The following is a 16108-nucleotide window of genomic DNA, read 5'->3' as shown; positions in this document are numbered from 1 at the left end:
ATGGAATTAAATCAGTATTTAGAAATGTTCATTGAAGAAAGTAAAGAACATTTACAAGCATGCAGTGAACACTTATTGGAACTTGAAAAAAATCCGGAAGATTTAACGATTGTCGGAGAGATTTTCCGCTCGGCACATACTTTAAAAGGTATGGCAGCAACAATGGGCTTTGAAGATTTAGCTGATTTAACACATAAAATGGAAAATATATTAGATGCGATCCGCAACAGTAAAATTAAAGTAAACGCAGAAATTTTAGATGTCGTTTTCGAATCTGTCGACCATTTAGAAGAAATGGTATTTAACATTGCTGATGGCGGCGACGGTAAACGCAATGTGCAGGCAACAGTGGAAAAGCTAAAGCGCATTGAAGCAGGCGAATCGGCTACTGCCGCTTTGGAAGAACAAATACCAGGCCAGGAAATTGCTGCGGCAATAGTAGAAAATGAGCTTGAACAGCCAGCCCAAGGATTGGAATTAAAATTGTCCTATGATGATTTTGAAAAAACAGTCATTCTGCAATCATCTGAACAAGATTTCAATGCATTTGAAATTACAGTATTTTTGCGTGAAGACTGTTTATTAAAAGCGGCTCGTGTGTTCATGGTATTCGAAATACTGGAGAAAAATGGAGATGTCATTAAATCTTCGCCGACAGTAGATAAATTAGAAGAAGAACAGTTTGATAGTGAATTCCACGTTGCCTTTATTTCGAAAGAGTCAGCTGAAGATTTGCAGAAGATGCTCATGAAAGTATCAGAGGTCGATCGTGTAGTTGTCAATAAAATCAGCCGAGATGTATTTGTTACAAAAACTACGGCCATCGAAGTACCTGTAGAAGAAGTACAATCACAGCCAGCAGTACAGGAAACTGTAACTGCCGTGTCTGAAGAACAGCCAAAAACAGCAGCAGCTAAAAACAATAGTAAATCGGGTCATGCATCGAGTAAAACGATCCGCGTAAATATTGAACGCCTAGACATATTGATGAACTTGTTTGAAGAACTTGCAATTGATCGCGGCCGTCTTTTAACAATTGCCGGTGATGTGAATCACGGAGAACTGAATGAAACAGTTGAACGTATGAGCCGTACAATGGGTGACCTGCAAAATATCGTCTTAACGATGCGCATGGTTCCTGTAGACACAGTATTTAACCGCTTCCCGAAAATGGTACGTCAATTATCGCGTGATTTAAACAAAAAAATCGAACTTAATATTGTCGGTGCAGAAACAGAGCTTGACCGTACAGTAATTGATGAAATCGGAGACCCGTTAGTTCATCTGATCCGCAACTCAGTTGACCATGGAATCGAAAGTCCGGAAGTACGCCGTGCAAAAGGCAAACCGGAAGAAGGAACGGTGGAACTTCGTGCTTATCATAGCGGGAACTATGTATTCATCGAGATTGAAGATGATGGGGCAGGAATCAACCGAGAAAAAGTATTGGCAAAAGCGCTTTCTAAAGGGATTGTTACACATGAACAGTCATTAACGATGACAGACAAGCAAATTAACGAGCTAATTATGGCATCTGGTTTCTCAACAGCGGACGTCATTTCGGATGTATCAGGCCGTGGTGTCGGTTTGGATGTTGTTAAAACAACGATTGAATCATTAGGCGGGAATATTTCGATTGAATCAACTCAAAATGTCGGCTCAGTCTTCTCGATCCAATTACCGCTGACACTGTCGATTATTTCAGTCATGCTTGTAGAAATTGAAAATGAAATTTATGCAATTCCGTTATCATCTATTATTGAAACATCGATTATCCGTCATTCAGATATTTTAAATGCCCATAATCAAAAAGTAATCGATTTCCGTGGTAAAGTTGTACCGCTTGTATTCCTGGAAGAAATTTTTGAAGTACCGCGCGCTGAACAAAATGATGATGGCTTCCATTCAGTTGTAATTGTCCGTAAAGGCGATAAATTAGCTGGTTTAGTAGTAGATTCATTTATCGGTCAGCAGGAAATTGTGCTGAAATCATTAGGAAACTACTTAACGAACATTTTTGCGATTTCAGGTGCGACGATATTAGGAAACGGAAAAGTGGCGTTAATAGTAGACTGTAACGCACTAATGAAGTAAAAGGATAAGAGGTGTGAAGGATGACGAATGCAACAGAGCAAAAAAACTTGAAAGTAATTGTGTTTCAATTAGCAGATAAAGAATATGCCATTCCTGTTTCGCACGTAAAAGGAATCGAAAAATTAATGCATATTACACGTGTGCCGAAAACAGAACGTTATGTAAAAGGTGTCATTAATCTTCGAGGTGTTGTAACCCCTGTTATCGATTTACGTGAACGGTTTGAATTGCCGGTTTCAGGGAACGAGGAAACAACTCGAATTATTATTATTACCCTGGAAACGATGGAAGTCGGTTTTATAGTAGATTCAGCAAATGATGTGTTGGATATCGATGCATCTTCCATTGAACAGCAGCCGGAAGTGGTTGGCTCATTAGAAGAAGATTTTATCGCAGGTGTCGCAAAATTGGAAAACCGCTTATTAATTTTACTTCACTTAGATAAAGTGTTAAATCCGTTCGATTGATTTCAATGAATAATTTTCCGGGTGAGCTTCGCTTGCCTGGAATCTATTAAAGTAGGGATTGAAAATGAACTTTAGTGAAAAAATCACATTGCTGCATTTAGATGTTTTAAAGGAAATAGGAAATATTGGTGCAGCACATGCGGCTACGGCATTATCGAATTTATTGGGAAAAAAGATCGATATGCGTGTACCCGACGTGAAGATGGCCTCGTTTAATGAAATGATGGAACTCGCTGGCGGCTCGGAAAATGCTGTCGTTGGTATTTATCTTCGTATAGAAGGGGATGCCCAAGGAAGCATGTTTTTCATTTTGCCGATTGAGCAGGCAAACCGATTTATTCGAAGTCTTATTCAGGATGAATCATTTGATTTTCACACACCTCCATATTCGGAAATGGGCTTATCGGCAATGCAGGAAATGGGAAATATTTTATCCGGCTCTTATTTATCGGCCTTATCCGATTTTACAGGGCTGAAAATCTATCCGACTGTCCCTGGATTGAGTGTGGATATGTTTGGTGCAATTATTAGTATCGGCCTAATTGAACTTTCTCAAGTAAGCGATACAGTCATCGTCATTAACACGTCCATATATGAAGAAGTCATGTCTGATGATGACGCGGTGAAGGGGCAGTTCTTTCTGTTACCTGAACCTGATTCATTTGAAGCAATTTTTAAAGCATTAGGAGTGCCTACGACATGATAGTTACCCATTCAAGCGAAGTGATTAAAGTAGGTATTGCACAAATGGATATCGTAAAAGTTCCTAAAACGATCCGTACGTCGGGTTTAGGTTCTTGTGTTGGTGCAGTCATTTACGACGATTCCAAAAAAGTTGCCGGTATGGTCCATGTCATGCTGCCGGATTCTAGTTTAAATCGCACGGCAACAATGAATGCCGCAAAATTTGCCGATACCGGAATTGCTGCTTTAGTTGATCTTTTAAAACAAGAAGGAGCACAACGCTTTAAGCTGAAGGCGAAAATTGCGGGTGGTGCACAAATGTTCCAATTTACAGCAGACAAAGATTCGATGAGGATTGGACCTAGAAATGTGGAAGCTGTAAAAGCGCAGTTAAAAGAACTGGGCATACCGCTCATCGCTGAAGATACGGGCGGTAACAGCGGTCGTACGATTGAATTTAACCCTGAAACGAGCATGCTTTCAGTTCGTACCGTCAATAAAGGAGTGAGTGAAATTTAATGTTTGGTTCAATATTTTATAATTTTTGGGCAGCACTATTTTCATTCGCTGTATATTTTATCGCTGCAATTCAAAATCCGTATGCGTTGCCACTGCCGACGATTGGCGCAGCTTTTGTCGTTGCTGTCATTGCATTTAGTTTAATGTTTCTTATCCGTTATTTCCTTGGGTATGTATTTTATACACCGGAATCACCTGATTTGTTACAAACAGAAGAGGAGCTTCCGGGAGCAGTTGCGAAAGAGACGGACAAAACACAGGTTGTTCCGCAAAGCGACCTTCCGGCAAAGGAAGTTGAAGATGAGAATTCGGAAGAAATTGCACAAGTCGTTCGTTCGATGCTTCAAGGCGATGAATCCCTTTCAAGGTAAAAGAGTCGTATATCCGGCTCTTTTTTATTTAGCGGAATATAAGGAAATACTGTGTCGAATTATTGGATTAAATGTATATTAAAAGGCTTTTTGGTATAATAAACATAAATATGTTACTTTTCAAAAAAGGGGTGGGTATGTTTGACAGAACAAAGGCATAGAGACGAACAATCATTATGGGTTCGTTGGACAAAGAACCGTGATCCCGAAGCAGGCGATTTATTAATAAAAAAGTTTAAACCACTCGTATCCTATCATGTACAGCGTATCGCTGTCGGGCTTCCGAAAAACATTTCCAGAGATGACTTAATGAGTCTTGGGATGATGGGGCTGTTTGATGCGTTAAATAAATTTGATATAAACCGAGATTTAAAATTTGATACGTATGCTTCATTCCGTGTTCGTGGTGCTATCCTCGATGGTTTACGAAAAGAGGACTGGCTCCCGAGATCAGCGCGTGAAAAAGCAAAAAAATTGGAATCGCAAATTGAGTCACTTGAGCAAAAGCTGATGCGCCATGCGACAGCAGAAGAAGTTGCAGCACATATGAATCTGCCTGTCGAAGAAGTGTACCAAACTTTCCAGGAACATTTTTTCTCTAATGTGCTGTCCATCAATGAGCAGCTGGACCAGGAAGAATCGGAAGGTAAGTCCTTTGTTATCCGTGATGACAATACGAAAACACCGGAGCAGCATAGCGTTCATGTAGAATTGTTAGGCGATTTGGCTGAAAATATTAAAAAGCTGAATGAAAAAGAACAGCTTGTCATTAGTTTATTTTACTCGGAAGAATTAACATTAACCGAAATCGGTGAAATACTGGACCTGTCCACATCTAGAATTTCGCAAATTCACTCAAAAGCATTGTTTAAATTACGTAAATTATTGTCTTCAGAAATGATTAATACGTAAGGAGGCGGCGTTATGAGTTTAAAGGGCCTGGAATTGCAGATTGCGATTCCTAAAACATTTGAGGCGGGTAAGATGGCCGATCAGCGTCAACAAAATACAATCCTGCAGCAAATGCATGCAAATGAAGCATTGAACAGGGAACTGGAACGCAAACAATTATCCGTCAATGAAACAGAGCATCTGAATGCCCTCAATGATGAGGAACAGGATAAGCCTTCCCAAAACGGACAAGAGCAAACTCAAGAAAACAAGAAAAATAAGGAACAGCTAGAACAAAAAGTGCAGCACCCGTTCAAAGGGAACCTTTTTGATTTTAGTGGCTAGGAGCAGTCATCATGATCGCAGTTGTAATTACCTTATTTCTCATCCAGATGATTACGATTTTTGTAATTGTTCTTTTATATAGTAAGCTTTCTAAATTTCAGAATATAGAAAAGCGCCAAAATGAACTGATTAATGAAATGGACAATGCGATTAGCGTATATTTAATGGAGATGAAAGAAGAAAACGACCGGTTAATCAGTGAACTGAAAAAACCGAATGTTGCCCAAAAGGCCGCATCAACCCGTAAAGAAGGACCGGCGCAGACTATAAAAGAACAACCGGTAAAAGAACAGGAAATGGAACCGCGCAAATTCGTACCGGTCAAGCAAGCAGCAAGTGCCTATCAAAAGCAAAAGACACAGCAGCAAGTTGAAGAAAAGGACAATGAAGCTTTAGAAAAAGCGGAAACACTTTCTGAAGACAATGAAATTCAAGAACAAAACTTGACATTTGAACAGCAAGTAATCAATCATTATCGCAACGGAAAAACAATCGAAGAAATTGCGAGAATGATGGGACGCGGAAAAACGGAAATTGAGCTCCTCGTAAAGTTTCATGCGTAAAGTAGTTGCACTTGAAAGTCCATTATGATATAGTTACAAGCGGTGTTAACAATACACACGTATTTTGATGTAGTAAGTGGTGCTCGTAAGTCTACGGGTAGCTTGTTGCAGATGAAAAATACGGAGGAAAAAAACCAAACATATTAGGAGGAAACACTCATGTCAGTAATTTCAATGAAACAATTACTAGAAGCTGGTGTACATTTCGGTCACCAAACTCGCCGTTGGAACCCAAAAATGAAGAAATATATCTTCGTAGAGCGTAACGGTATTTACATTATCGATTTACAAAAAACGGTTAAAAAATTAGAAGAAGCATACGATTTCATGCGTCAAGTTGGTCAAGACGGTGGTAAAGTTTTATTCGTAGGTACGAAAAAACAAGCACAAGAAGCGATCAAAGAAGAAGCTGAACGTTCAGGTAACTACTACATCAACCAACGTTGGTTAGGTGGTACTTTAACAAACTTCGGTACTATTCAAAAACGTGTAAAACGTATGAAAGATATCGAAAAAATGGAAGAAGACGGTACTTTTGCTGTACTTCCTAAAAAAGAAGTAATCCAACTTAAAAAAGAGCACGAGCGCTTAGTTAAATTCTTAGGCGGTATCCGTGATATGAAAGCTATTCCGGACGTAATGTTCGTTGTAGACCCTCGTAAAGAGCGTATCGCAGTTGCAGAAGCAATCAAATTAAACATCCCTCTAGTTGGTATCGTAGACACTAACTGTGATCCAGATGAAATTGATTACGTAATCCCTGCAAACGACGATGCTATCCGCGCGGTTAAATTATTAACTGCTAAAATGGCTGACGCTTTATTAGAAGCTAAACAAGGTGAAGAAGAAGCTCCAGCAGTAGAAGAAGCTGCAGCTGAGTAATTCACTGTTAGAAAAGGTGATAAGTGGATGAACCCCTTATCACCTTTTTTTGAGAAATGAATTTGAAAATGTATGAATCGTTGAAAAATCGCGATTTATCGCTTAAAGTATGAAATAGTGTAAATAAATTTTTCATTATATTTAGGAGGAAACTCAACATGGCAAACATTACTGCACAATTAGTAAAAGAATTACGCGAAAAAACAGGCGCAGGTATGATGGACTGTAAAAAAGCTTTAGTATCTACAGAAGGTGACATCGATGCTGCAATCGATTTCCTACGTGAAAAAGGTTTAGCTGCCGCTGGCAAAAAAGCTGACCGTATCGCTGCTGAAGGTACAACTTACATTTTAGAAAACGGTAATGAAGCGATTCTTTTAGAAGTAAACGCTGAAACAGACTTCGTTGCGAAAAACGACAAGTTCCAAGTTTTAGTTGCTTCTTTAGCAGAGCAATTATTAGCTGCTAAACCAGAATCAGTAGAAGCTGCTTTAGAATTAGAAAAAGACGGCGTGAAAATCGTTGACCAAATTTCTACAGCTACTGCTACAATCGGTGAAAAAATCTCATTACGTCGTTTCGAAATCAAAACAAAAACTGATGCAGATGCATTCGGTTCTTACTTACACATGGGCGGACGCATTGGTGTATTAGTAGTTCTTGAAGGTTCTACTGACGCTGCTGCTGCAAAAGATATCGCTATGCATATCGCTGCAATCAACCCAACTTACATTTCTCGTGACGAAGTTTCTACTGACGAAGTTGAACGTGAGCGCAAAGTATTAACTGAGCAAGCGTTAAACGAAGGTAAACCAGAAAACATCGTAGCGAAAATGGTAGAAGGCCGTCTTGGTAAATATTTCGAAGACGTATGTTTATTAGACCAAGCTTTCGTTAAAAACTCAGATCAAAAAGTACGCGACTTCGTAAACTCATTAGGTGCTACTGTAACAAGCTTCACTCGTTATGGTGTTGGTGAAGGTATCGAAAAACGTGAAGATAACTTCGCTGAAGAAGTAATGAGCCAAGTTAAAGGTAACTAATTAAATTACAACTTAAATTAACATTAATTTAAGCAAACAGTAGGGAGCACCATTTGCGTGTTCCCTATTTTTAAAGAAATCTATTTTTGAATGAAGCGAAGTACGATACATAAAAAAATCGCGTCGTATTTCCTTTTAAATAAATGAGTAACGGAGGTCTACTATGGGTGTGTCAGAGTACAAACGAGTAGTTATTAAACTTAGCGGGGAAGCATTAGCTGGAGAATTAGGCTTCGGTTTCTCACCGGATGTTATTAAATCGATCGCTGGAGAAATTAAAGAAGTTATCGACTTAGGTGTAGAGGTCGCATTAGTTGTCGGCGGAGGCAACATTTGGCGCGGAAAAATCGGCGCTGAAATGGGAATGGAACGTGCCAATGCAGATTATATGGGTATGTTAGGAACAGTGATGAATGCACTGGCATTACAAGACTCGCTGGAAAATCTGGGTGTTCCTACACGTGTTCAATCATCGATCGTTATGACACAAGTGGCAGAGCCATATATTCGACGTAAAGCAGTTCGTCATTTGGAAAAAGCGCGTGTCGTAATCTTTGCTGCGGGAACAGGTAACCCATACTTCTCGACAGATACGACAGCCGCTTTACGTGCCGCAGAAATTAATGCAGATGCAATTTTAATGGCGAAAAACAATGTGGATGGCGTTTATTCTGCAGATCCAAAATTAGATTCTGAAGCAGTTAAGTATGACACACTTACGTATTTAGACGTTATTCAACAAGGTTTGCAAGTAATGGATTCTACAGCTTCAACATTATGTATGGATAATGATATTAAGCTTGTCGTTTTCAACTTATCAGAACCAGGTAATATTAAACGTGCCGCATTAGGCGAAAAAATTGGAACAGTTGTTAGGAGAGATGCGTAATGACACAACAAGTATTAAATCAAGCACAAGAAAAAATGACAAAATCTATTAATGCTTTCTCACGTGAATTAGCTTCAATTCGCGCAGGTGTAGCAAATGCTTCACTATTGGATCGTATTACGGTGGACTACTATGGTTCTCCAACACCAATCAACCAAATGGCAGGTATCTCTGTACCGGAAGCACGCCTTTTAGTAATCCAGCCTTATGATAAATCAATTTTAGGCGAAATCGAAAAAGCGATTATGCGTTCAGACATCGGCATCACTCCGACAAATGACGGGAATGTTATTCGTTTAGCAGTACCGGCATTAACAGAAGAGCGCCGTAAAGAATTAGTTAAACAGGTGAAAAAAGAATCGGAAGAAGCGAAAGTTGCTGTACGTAACGTGCGCCGCGATGCTAACGATGACCTGAAAAAATTAGAAAAGAACGGTGAAATCACAGAAGACGAACTACGCGGCTTCAACGATGACATCCAAAAGCTAACAGACAACTCAATTGTTAAAATCGAGGAGTTAGTGAAAGAAAAAGAAAAAGAAATTTTAACAGTTTAATTTTAAGTATATTTTATAAAACAGGTTGATTGGAATAGGGGAGGCGACTTGATTTCGCCTTCTCATTCATCAAGTCATTGCTTCTGCGGTGGCCGCAATGGATATCAACCCGAATGTTAATAAGATAATACTTATTTATTAATAATATTGTTTCGCGCTGGTGGATCACATTAGCGCGAAATCTTTTTCTGGCGATGTATGAACTTTACATGGATTAAAACGTCCTGCTAATAAGGACGTTTTTTTTACAATAATAGATAAATTTAAAAATTGTTAGGGAAATATAGCTGTAGCAAAAAAAACATGCACATGAACCCGTTCCCCCTAATTGAAAGTATAAATTGTGGAAAAAATACATATGAAAGATTAAAAGAAGCACAATTATTCTTTAAGATACTAAAGAAGTTCATTATATAAAAAGGACAGGCTAACCCTTTTTTGATATGATAAAAAGGGAAGCAGTCCGATATGTGCAGTTGGGGGTATTAACTATGTTTAAAAAACTTTTTGGGAAAAATACAAATAAAGAACAGTCATTCAGTAGTGAAAATGTGGACTTAGTTAAGGGCGAGGAAATCCCTACCCATATTGCAATTATTATGGACGGAAATGGACGCTGGGCGAAAAAGCGTTCAATGCCAAGGGTCGCAGGTCATCATGAAGGAATGAAAACCATTCGGAAGATAACACGTTGCGCTTGTGATTTAGGAGTACAAGTATTGACGCTCTACGCATTTTCAACAGAAAACTGGAAGCGTCCTAAATCAGAAGTGGAATTTTTAATGCGTTTACCAGAGCAATTTTTAAATTCCTTTTTGCCGGAGCTAATGGAGCGAAATATTAAAGTGGAAATGATAGGTGTAATGGATTCATTGCCGGACTATACGCAATCCGCTTTAAAAAAGGCGATGGAAGCTACTGCAGGGAATACGGGACTGGTGTTAAATTTTGCGATGAATTACGGTGGGCGTGCTGAAATTGTAATGGCGATGCAACAGCTTCTGAAAGAGGTAGAAGCAGGAAGTCTTACAATTGACGAATTAAATGAACAACATATTTCCCAGTATGTAATGACGGCTCATTTACCTGAACCCGATTTATTAATTCGCACGAGTGGTGAAGTGCGCATAAGTAACTTTATGCTATGGCAGCTTGCCTATACGGAGTTTTGGTTCACTGATACGCATTGGCCTGATTTTGACGAAGCATGTTTAAAAGAGGCAATCTCTGTGTATCAAAATCGTAACCGCCGTTATGGAGGGCTGAAAGGAGAAGGAACAAGTTGAAACAACGCATCATTACCGGAGTAATTGCTGCAGCATTATTTATTCCATTCGTAATTTATGGAGGAACGCCATTTGCGATTTTAATGAGTATTATCGCAGTCATTGGTTTCTATGAATTGCTGAAAATGAAAGGAATTTCAATTGCATCTGTTCCAGGTATTATTGGTACACTTGCATTAATAGTGTTGGTTGTACCAAATGAATGGTCACTGAATATCGTTGAATTTTTTCAATATGATTCAATTTTGATGATTGTGTATGGAATTACGGCATTGTTATTGATTTATATTGTACTTGTAAAAAATAAAATGACATTTGATGAAATTGGTTTTATATTGTTAGGGGCATTTTATGTTGGCCTTGGATTCCATTATTTTATCGAAACACGTTTTATCGGTCTGGAATTTGTCGTCTTTGTATTGTTAGTCGTGTGGACAACAGATTCCGGCGCCTATTTTGTTGGGCGTAAATTAGGAAAAAATAAATTATGGCCGGAAATTTCGCCGAAGAAAACAGTGGAAGGTTTTGTTGGTGGGATTGTGATTGCCGTTTGTTTTGCAATTGCTATGCAGCTCATCTATCCTTTTGCCTCAAGCTGGCTGCAATTAATCGTTGTGACAATTATCGCATCAATTATTGGTCAAATGGGTGATTTGGTCGAATCGGCTATTAAACGTCATTATGATGTAAAAGATTCAGGCAATATTCTGCCAGGACACGGCGGCATATTGGACCGCTTTGACAGTTTACTATTTGTCGTACCATTACTGCATTTTTTACATTTCTTTTCCTAGGACATAGAAGGGACGTATCATTGTGAAAAAAATTAGTTTATTAGGTGCAACAGGTTCCATCGGATGGCAAACCTTTGATATTTTACTTGCAAATCCGAATGAATTTAAGCTTGTTGCATTTTCAGCCGGACAAAATATTGAAAAGTCCCGCGAAATCATAAAAAAACTGCAACCAGAATTAGTTTCAATGCAAACAGAGGAAGCGGCAGGCACTTTACAAAAAGAGTTTCCGCATATTTCCTTTACATATGGTGAAAAAGGATTGGTCGAAGTAGCGACACATCCGGATTCGACAGTGCTTATTAATGCGGTATTAGGCAGCGTTGGACTGGAATCGACACTTGCTGCGATCCGCATGGGGAAAACGATTGCCATTGCAAACAAAGAAACACTTGTAACAGCAGGCCATCTTGTCATGGCTGAAGCAAAAAAATACAATGCTCCGATCTTACCGGTAGACAGTGAACATTCGGCTGTTTTCCAATCGATGAACGGTGAAAACAAAAAGCGTATCGAGCGCATTGTTTTAACGGCATCAGGTGGTTCATTCAGAGATCGAACAAGAGATGAGCTAGTAGGAGTAACGGTAAAAGATGCTCTGAATCATCCGAACTGGTCAATGGGAGCCAAAATTACGATTGACTCAGCAACGATGATGAATAAAGGGCTTGAAGTGATTGAGGCACATGTACTGTTTGATATGCCTTATGACAACATCGACGTATTGCTGCACCGAGAGAGCATCATTCACTCGATGGTTGAATATGAGGATACAAGTGTCATCGCACAGCTCGGAACACCGGACATGCGTGTACCGATTCAATATGCGCTTAGCTATCCGGATCGTCTGCCGCTTGCAAATGGCCAACGTTTAAATTTGGCCCAAATTGGACAGCTTCATTTTAAGGAAGTGGATTTTGACCGTTTCCGTGCATTAAAGCTTGCTTATGATGCAGGGCGCATGGGCGGGACAATCTTAACGGCAATGAACGCGGCGAATGAAGCAGCCGTTGCATTGTTTTTACAAGAAAAAATTACTTTTTTAGAAATTGAAGAATGTATTGAGCGTATTATGAATAGTCATAACAATATCGCTTTGCCAGATTTAGCAACTATTTTACATGTAGACAGTGAAACGAGAAAAACAGTCGCAAGCATGGTAAAATAGGAAAGTGTGAAAAACGGATGTGAAGAACAAATAGGTGGACATCCCCTTTTTGTACAAGCGGTGCCTTTTTCAAAGAGCTTGATTGCTAAAAAAGATTGGGCGAAATAATATTCGGCTCAGTTCCAATGAAGGTGGGAGATTATGCAAACAGTTATAGCCTTTATTTTAATTTTTGGCTCACTCGTTTTTTTCCATGAGCTAGGTCACTTCTTATTTGCAAAGCGCGCAGGAATTATGGTGCGTGAATTTGCGATTGGTATGGGACCGAAGATTTTTGGGATGACGAAAGGTGAAACAGTCTATACGCTACGACTATTACCAATTGGCGGTTATGTAAGAATGGCCGGCGAAGATACCGATACGGTAGAGCTGCAGCCTGGTTACCGCGTAGCTTTAATAACAAATGAAGAAAATATCGTAGAAAAAATCATACTCAATCAAAAAACACATTATCAAAACGTCATCTTTTTAGAAGTAGAGCGTGCAGATCTGGAACGTGAACTTTGGATTGAAGGTTATGATGAGGATGACCAGTTCATTCGCTACAATGTATCCCGTACAGCAAGCATCGTTGAAAATGGTACGGAGCAGATGATTGCGCCGCTTGATCGCCAATTTAATTCAAAATCTGTTGGTGCTCGTGCAATGGCGATTTTCGCTGGTCCATTATTCAATTTTATTTTAGCGTTTTTCATCTTCCTGATTATCGGGCTTATTCAAGGGATTCCTTCTGAGGAACCGATTATTGCCGAAGTTATGGATAATTCTGTTGCGAGCAGTGCCGGATTGGTCGATGGCGATAAAGTAGTCAAGGTGAACGGACAGTCGATTTCAACTTGGGAAGAATTATCAGAACAAATTTTCAAAAACCCGAACAAAGCCGTAACATTCGAAGTCGAACGTGAAACGGGTAATGAAGTAATTGAACTTACACCAAAAGCTGTAGAGCAGGAAGGTGGTCCAGATTACGGACAAATCGGTGTAATGCGTTCCATTGAAAAAAATCCGCTAAAAGCCGTCGTGTATGGTGTGGAAGAAACGTATAACATGATTATTACAATCGGAACACTTGTCGGCAAACTGGTTACCGGCCAATTCTCAATCGACGCATTATCAGGCCCGGTAGGAATTTATAAAACAACTGAAACGGTTGTAACGTTCGGTTTATATAATATTCTATACTTTGCGGCAATGCTGAGCGTCAACTTAGGGATTATGAACTTGTTACCACTACCAGCACTTGATGGTGGCCGTTTACTTTTCTTCGCTGTCGAAGCAGTAAGAGGAAAACCGATCGACCGTCAAAAAGAAGGTATGGTTCACTTCGTCGGTATCCTCCTCCTGATGATCTTGATGGTCGTCGTAACATGGAACGATATCCAGCGATTCTTCTTCTAAATTAATTGAGATGATTTTACTAAGTGGCAAGCTAGTTGATTGGAATGGAGGGGAGGCGACTCCTGCGAGAACAGCACGAGCGAGAGACTACAGGCTCGAGCCGTGCCCGCGGAAAGCGTCCGACCCGTAATGGAAATCAACCCCATGTCAGATGTAGAATCTCTTTTAAACAAAATACGTTTTAAAATGGCAGCTTTGAGCGTTTTGTATGAATAATACTAGCGTTCAAAGCTAAATTTGATTAGTATTATAGAAGTAGCAATTTAAATAAAAAAGGTGGCACTATTTATGAAACAGACCAAAACGTTTATCCCTACTTTAAGGGAAAATCCATCCGATGCCGACGTGAAATCGCATCGCATGCTATTGCGTGCCGGATTTATCCGTCAAAATGCGGCCGGAGTATACTCATACTTACCATTAGCGCGCAAAGTATTATCAAAAATTGAACAAATCATCCGTGAAGAAATGGAAGCAATCAATTCAATCGAGCTATTAATGCCTGCATTGCAACCAGCAGAGCTATGGCAGGAGTCAGGTCGCTGGGAAGCATACGGTCCGGAGCTTATGCGTTTAAAAGACCGTCATGACCGTGACTTCGCTTTAGGTGCAACACATGAAGAAGTGATCACAACTTTAGTGCGTGATGAAATTAAATCATATAAAAAATTACCGTTAACACTTTATCAAATCCAAAGTAAGTTCCGTGATGAAAAACGCCCACGCTTCGGCTTACTGCGCGGCCGCGAGTTCATTATGAAAGATGCATATTCTTTCCACTCTTCACGTGAATCACTTGATGCCACATACGATGATATGTACCGTGCCTATTCAAATATCTTCACACGTCTTGGCTTAAACTTCCGTGCGGTAATTGCGGATGCAGGTACAATTGGCGGTAAAGGTACACACGAATTCATGGTGCTTTCTGAAATCGGGGAAGATACAATCGCTTATTCGGATACATCGGATTATGCGGCAAACATCGAAATGGCAGAGGTTGTTGCAGAATATACAGCACCGACAACACCGATGAAGGACATCGAAAAGATTGAAACACCAGATCAAAAAACGATCGAAGAAGTATCGGCATTTTTAAATGTGGAACCTTCAAATGTAATCAAATCACTAGTTTTTGATATTGATGGTGAATTGGTTGTTGTTTTAGCGCGCGGTGACCACGAAATTAACGACATTAAATTAAAAAATGCATTAGGTGCTACATCTGTTGAATTGGCAGAAGACGCAGCAATTAAAGAATTACTAGGCTGTACACCAGGTTCAATCGGTCCTGTGAAATTGCCGGTGAATGTAAAAGTAATTGCAGATAATGCAATCAAATCAATCCGTAACGGTGTTGCAGGTGCAAACGAAGATGGATTCCATTTATTAAATGTCAATCCGGAGCGCGACTTTGCGATCAGCTCTTATGAAGATATCCGTTTCATCCAACAAGGTGACCCATCTCCGGACGGTCAAGGTATCATTAAGTTTGCTGAAGGAATTGAAGTTGGACATATTTTCAAATTAGGTACAACTTATTCAGAAAAACTAAATGCAACATTCCTTGATGAGCAAGGTAAAGCAAAACCTTATATTATGGGATGCTATGGTATCGGGGTTTCACGTATACTTGCTGCTGTTGCAGAACATTTCCAAGATGAAAACGGATTTGTATGGCCTGCACAATTGGCGCCATATGATTTACAGCTAGTACCGGTCAATGCTAAAGACGAAGCGCAAGTTCAATTAGCAGACGAGCTTTACGGTGTACTGAAATCATACCGCTATGAAGTGTTATATGATGACCGTGCAGAACGTGCCGGCGTTAAATTTGCGGATGCGGATTTAATCGGATTACCTGTTCGTATTACAGTAGGTAAAAAAGCTTCAGAAGGTCTTGTGGAAGTGAAATTCCGTTCAACAGGCGAATCTGCAGAATGGGCGAAAGAAGAAGTAGTCGATCGCTTAAACGAATATTTCCGCCAAAACTAGTAACGATTAAGATAGAGAGAACGGGAAAGTACAATTTTTTATGTACTTTCTTTTCTTTTTCATTGGATGTGAAGGGACCGGTGATTGGTGAGCTCGGAGTGTTTTCCATGCCGACGCAACCCTTTGCCTCACAATGAAAGCAGCATGATGAAAGGGTGAAAC

General features: G+C 39.7%; 17 protein-coding genes. All 17 read left to right on the top strand.

What is annotated here, in order from left to right:
- The 17 genes from CBM15_RS00930 (at position 1) to CBM15_RS00850 (ending at position 15946) form a co-directional block, all read left to right on the top strand.
- Entirely contained in the window at positions 1–2094 is a 2094-nt protein-coding gene (locus CBM15_RS00930) for a chemotaxis protein CheA (protein WP_087615398.1), read from the top strand.
- Positions 2095–2114: 20 nt separating this feature from the next.
- On the top strand, positions 2115–2561 hold the full coding sequence (locus CBM15_RS00925) for a chemotaxis protein CheW (RefSeq protein WP_008403261.1): 447 nt from the start codon (positions 2115–2117) through the stop codon (positions 2559–2561).
- A 64-nt stretch (positions 2562–2625) separates the two neighbouring features.
- Entirely contained in the window at positions 2626–3264 is a 639-nt protein-coding gene (locus tag CBM15_RS00920) for a chemotaxis protein CheC (protein ID WP_087615397.1), read from the top strand.
- Positions 3261–3764 carry a chemotaxis protein CheD gene (locus CBM15_RS00915; protein ID WP_008403259.1) on the top strand — a complete coding sequence of 168 codons (504 nt, stop codon included), beginning with the start codon at positions 3261–3263 and terminating at the stop codon, positions 3762–3764. Before CBM15_RS00920 ends, CBM15_RS00915 begins: the two co-directional genes overlap by 4 nt.
- Positions 3764–4135, top strand: a complete 372-nt coding sequence (locus tag CBM15_RS00910) for a multidrug transporter (protein WP_087615396.1) — start codon at positions 3764–3766, stop codon at positions 4133–4135. The genes CBM15_RS00915 and CBM15_RS00910 overlap by 1 nt, the downstream gene beginning before the upstream one ends.
- Positions 4136–4276: 141 nt before the next feature.
- Positions 4277–5047, top strand: coding sequence for a FliA/WhiG family RNA polymerase sigma factor (locus CBM15_RS00905; RefSeq protein ID WP_008403257.1), 771 nt, complete (start codon positions 4277–4279; stop codon positions 5045–5047).
- A gap of 12 nt (positions 5048–5059) precedes the next feature.
- The gene (locus CBM15_RS00900; RefSeq protein ID WP_087615395.1) at positions 5060–5371 is read left to right on the top strand and encodes an RNA polymerase subunit sigma; all 312 of its coding nucleotides are present in this window, start codon (positions 5060–5062) and stop codon (positions 5369–5371) included.
- Positions 5372–5382: 11 nt separating this feature from the next.
- Positions 5383–5934 (top strand): DUF6115 domain-containing protein, encoded by a 552-nt coding sequence (locus tag CBM15_RS00895; RefSeq protein ID WP_087615394.1) that lies wholly within the window; start codon positions 5383–5385, stop codon positions 5932–5934.
- Between the two features lie 159 nt (positions 5935–6093).
- Positions 6094–6816: a 30S ribosomal protein S2 gene (gene rpsB, locus CBM15_RS00890; protein WP_087615393.1), complete on the top strand. Its 723-nt coding sequence runs from the start codon at positions 6094–6096 to the stop codon at positions 6814–6816.
- A 158-nt stretch (positions 6817–6974) separates the two neighbouring features.
- A complete protein-coding gene (tsf, locus tag CBM15_RS00885; protein WP_008403253.1) occupies positions 6975–7859 on the top strand; it encodes a translation elongation factor Ts in 885 nt (294 codons plus the stop codon).
- Positions 7860–8022: 163 nt separating this feature from the next.
- Positions 8023–8748: a UMP kinase gene (gene pyrH, locus CBM15_RS00880; RefSeq protein WP_008403251.1), complete on the top strand. Its 726-nt coding sequence runs from the start codon at positions 8023–8025 to the stop codon at positions 8746–8748.
- Positions 8748–9305 (top strand): ribosome recycling factor, encoded by a 558-nt coding sequence (gene frr / locus CBM15_RS00875; protein WP_008403249.1) that lies wholly within the window; start codon positions 8748–8750, stop codon positions 9303–9305. Before pyrH ends, frr begins: the two co-directional genes overlap by 1 nt.
- Before the next feature lie 491 nt (positions 9306–9796).
- Positions 9797–10591, top strand: coding sequence for an isoprenyl transferase (locus CBM15_RS00870; protein WP_065216407.1), 795 nt, complete (start codon positions 9797–9799; stop codon positions 10589–10591).
- A complete protein-coding gene (locus CBM15_RS00865; protein WP_087615392.1) occupies positions 10588–11385 on the top strand; it encodes a phosphatidate cytidylyltransferase in 798 nt (265 codons plus the stop codon). Before CBM15_RS00870 ends, CBM15_RS00865 begins: the two co-directional genes overlap by 4 nt.
- A gap of 22 nt (positions 11386–11407) precedes the next feature.
- A complete protein-coding gene (gene dxr, locus CBM15_RS00860; protein WP_008403245.1) occupies positions 11408–12553 on the top strand; it encodes a 1-deoxy-D-xylulose-5-phosphate reductoisomerase in 1146 nt (381 codons plus the stop codon).
- A gap of 141 nt (positions 12554–12694) precedes the next feature.
- Complete coding sequence (gene rseP / locus CBM15_RS00855; protein WP_087615391.1) at positions 12695–13951, top strand: RIP metalloprotease RseP; 1257 nt, start codon at positions 12695–12697, stop codon at positions 13949–13951.
- 288 nt (positions 13952–14239) lie between these two features.
- Positions 14240–15946: a proline--tRNA ligase gene (locus CBM15_RS00850; protein ID WP_087615390.1), complete on the top strand. Its 1707-nt coding sequence runs from the start codon at positions 14240–14242 to the stop codon at positions 15944–15946.
- Positions 15947–16108: the final 162 nt, after the last annotated feature.

The organism is Solibacillus kalamii (assembly GCF_002174535.1).
In the GTDB taxonomy this organism is placed as follows: Bacteria; Bacillota; Bacilli; order Bacillales_A; family Planococcaceae; genus Solibacillus; species Solibacillus silvestris.
The sequence above is the reverse complement of the archived record's forward strand: the minus strand, read 5'-3'. Positions and strand labels throughout refer to the sequence as shown.

Bases quoted from the DNA above. Each gene is read 5' to 3' on its own strand.
- CBM15_RS00930 (WP_087615398.1), top strand. From the start codon at position 1: ATGGAATTAAATCAGTATTTAGAAATGTTCATTGAAGAAAGTAAAGAA.
- CBM15_RS00925 (WP_008403261.1), top strand. From the start codon at position 2,115: ATGACGAATGCAACAGAGCAAAAAAACTTGAAAGTAATTGTGTTTCAA.
- CBM15_RS00920 (WP_087615397.1), top strand. From the start codon at position 2,626: ATGAACTTTAGTGAAAAAATCACATTGCTGCATTTAGATGTTTTAAAG.
- CBM15_RS00915 (WP_008403259.1), top strand. From the start codon at position 3,261: ATGATAGTTACCCATTCAAGCGAAGTGATTAAAGTAGGTATTGCACAA.
- CBM15_RS00910 (WP_087615396.1), top strand. From the start codon at position 3,764: ATGTTTGGTTCAATATTTTATAATTTTTGGGCAGCACTATTTTCATTC.
- CBM15_RS00900 (WP_087615395.1), top strand. From the start codon at position 5,060: ATGAGTTTAAAGGGCCTGGAATTGCAGATTGCGATTCCTAAAACATTT.
- CBM15_RS00895 (WP_087615394.1), top strand. From the start codon at position 5,383: ATGATCGCAGTTGTAATTACCTTATTTCTCATCCAGATGATTACGATT.
- rpsB (WP_087615393.1), top strand. From the start codon at position 6,094: ATGTCAGTAATTTCAATGAAACAATTACTAGAAGCTGGTGTACATTTC.
- tsf (WP_008403253.1), top strand. From the start codon at position 6,975: ATGGCAAACATTACTGCACAATTAGTAAAAGAATTACGCGAAAAAACA.
- pyrH (WP_008403251.1), top strand. From the start codon at position 8,023: ATGGGTGTGTCAGAGTACAAACGAGTAGTTATTAAACTTAGCGGGGAA.
- frr (WP_008403249.1), top strand. From the start codon at position 8,748: ATGACACAACAAGTATTAAATCAAGCACAAGAAAAAATGACAAAATCT.
- CBM15_RS00870 (WP_065216407.1), top strand. From the start codon at position 9,797: ATGTTTAAAAAACTTTTTGGGAAAAATACAAATAAAGAACAGTCATTC.
- rseP (WP_087615391.1), top strand. From the start codon at position 12,695: ATGCAAACAGTTATAGCCTTTATTTTAATTTTTGGCTCACTCGTTTTT.
- CBM15_RS00850 (WP_087615390.1), top strand. From the start codon at position 14,240: ATGAAACAGACCAAAACGTTTATCCCTACTTTAAGGGAAAATCCATCC.